Here is a 1,833-nt window from a genome sequence, read left to right on the forward strand (position 1 = left end):
GCCGGGGCCGACCACCAGGAGGCAAAGCAAATGATCATCCGACCGGCTGATCACCGGACCCATTCTCGTCCGTCAGGTAGGGAAAATTGAAGGCCCATAATTACGGGAGATTCAACGCCCATTGACACCGGCATCCCGTGAAGATCATTAGGCGCTATAATGTCTGTGGTCACCTGTGCCACGCTGACCTCCGGCTCAGCCTAGGACTGGCGCTCTTATACCCGCTCAGGGAATTGCTGACGCGGAGAGATACGGGTAGGCGGTCAATGTTGTGAGACGGCCTGTCTCGTCGAGGAGCCTGTTCCAGGCGCGGCAGACCGCCTCCAGAACAGCCTCGTAGTCGTCGAGCACGCGATGCGAGAGATAACGCTCGCGCAGGTAGAGCCAGACCCGCTCCACCGGGTTCAGCTGGGGTGAAGCGGGGGAGCGGCAACAGCGTGATCGTCTCTGGCACGTGCAGGGCCCGCGCGTCGTGCCAGCCGGCCTGATCCAGCACGAGCACCGCGTGCACGCCCGGCGCAAGCTGCCGCGAGAAGTGCTCCAGAAAGATCGTCATCGCGTCGGCACTCACCCGCGGCAGCGCCAGCGCGAAGGTCTCGCCCGTGCCGGGCCGGCAGGCGGCGAACAGATACAGGCTCTCATAGCGCTTGATCGACGACCCCAGGTGGACGCACGCCGCGCTCATACCAGACGCGGGTGGTTCGGCCCTTCTGGCCAAAGCGCGCCTCGTCCTGGCACCAGAGCTGAAGACGAGCGTCAGGGTGCTCCGCCGCGAGAGCCTGCAGCTTTGACGGGAGTTCCATTTTTGAATGCCGCCGGCGCGGCCGGGTCGCCCTTCGGGTGCGAGGGGCGGGTCTTCTGACGCGACAAGTTCAGCCGCTTGAGCAGGCACGAGAGGCCCCATTGCTGTCGCTCACCCCATAAGCCCGCTCGACATGCTCGCACAGATCAGCCAGACGCCAGGCGCTGACCCCATCGCGCTCGGGCTCCGGCCCGTGCAGGATGTGGGTCTTGAGCGCGGCCTGCTGACCAGGGCTGAGTTCCGGGCGACCGGAGCGATGCCGGTCATGCAGACCGTCAGGTCCCTCGGCATTGAAGCGCTGGATGGCATCGTGCAGGGCCTGGCGCTCCATGCCGGCCAGGCGGGCGGCTTCAGCGCGGGTCATGCCCTCGAGCGCATTGGCAATAGCCAGCAACCGCAGGCTGGCCCGGGTGTCCCTCTCGCGAGCGGCCCGCTGGCGGAGGTCGGCCGGTGAGCAGTCCTGCCGGATCCGGAGCGCAGCCATGCTGATCTCCCGCAACAGCGCCCCCGTTCCGCGCAGCCATGCTGATCTCCCGCAACAGCGCCCCCGTTCCGCAGTGAATCACGTCAGGCACACCAACGCAAACCCGAGTCAGCAGTTCTCTGGGCGGGTATTACACCCCGCCTCGGGACACGATGTTGATGAGGCATCGGCGCCGGACGGTTCAGGCACCCTATCCTGGGTGCATTCTTTATGACACGCGACCGTTGCCATATGATGCAATCATCATTCCTCTGAATACTCGCTTCCTGTGGGCTTCAGGCCACTTTTGTCGAGCGCAATGACGTACAGCACAAGTCCTTGCGAGACATGGCCCTGGTGCATGCTTGTCTCCGCAAGCAGTTGATCCCTCGCAGAGACAAACTGCAGCCGCCGCTTGCCGAAGCTGGTGCGGGACCGAACTCTGATGTTCGTTGTCAATGAGCCTTGACGTGGGTGTGCAATCCCGGTGCAGGAACAGGGCCAGGCCGGATAAAGCGATTGCGCAGGGCCGGAGACAGAGCCGTCAAGACGACGGTTGAGCAGACTC

The 1,833-nt window shown here is 64.3% G+C and carries 5 protein-coding genes; all 5 read right to left on the reverse strand.

Features of this window, described 5'->3' with window-relative positions:
- Positions 1-225: 225 nt before the first annotated feature.
- Positions 226-399: a hypothetical protein gene (locus FS320_RS45685; RefSeq protein WP_153885410.1), complete on the reverse strand. Its 174-nt coding sequence runs from the start codon at positions 397-399 to the stop codon at positions 226-228.
- Between the two features lie 239 nt (positions 400-638).
- Positions 639-803: a hypothetical protein gene (locus FS320_RS46790; protein WP_162562923.1), complete on the reverse strand. Its 165-nt coding sequence runs from the start codon at positions 801-803 to the stop codon at positions 639-641.
- Positions 757-945, reverse strand: coding sequence for a winged helix-turn-helix domain-containing protein (locus tag FS320_RS51310; protein ID WP_152718553.1), 189 nt, complete (start codon positions 943-945; stop codon positions 757-759). Before FS320_RS51310 ends, FS320_RS46790 begins: the two co-directional genes overlap by 47 nt.
- Positions 873-1,286 carry a helix-turn-helix domain-containing protein gene (locus tag FS320_RS42650; protein ID WP_152718554.1) on the reverse strand — a complete coding sequence of 138 codons (414 nt, stop codon included), beginning with the start codon at positions 1,284-1,286 and terminating at the stop codon, positions 873-875. The genes FS320_RS51310 and FS320_RS42650 overlap by 73 nt, the downstream gene beginning before the upstream one ends.
- A gap of 243 nt (positions 1,287-1,529) precedes the next feature.
- The coding region (locus FS320_RS47405) for a hypothetical protein (RefSeq protein WP_210252258.1) at positions 1,530-1,833 on the reverse strand (304 nt) is incomplete at its 5' end.

The organism is Microvirga tunisiensis (assembly GCF_009296175.1).
In the GTDB taxonomy this organism is placed as follows: Bacteria; Pseudomonadota; Alphaproteobacteria; order Rhizobiales; family Beijerinckiaceae; genus Microvirga; species Microvirga tunisiensis.

What these genes read in the sequence shown, in the direction of transcription:
- FS320_RS46790 (WP_162562923.1), bottom strand. Translation starts at nt 803, where the DNA reads ATGGAACTCCCGTCAAAGCTGCAGGCTCTCGCGGCGGAGCACCCTGAC.
- FS320_RS42650 (WP_152718554.1), bottom strand. Translation starts at nt 1,286, where the DNA reads ATGGCTGCGCTCCGGATCCGGCAGGACTGCTCACCGGCCGACCTCCGC.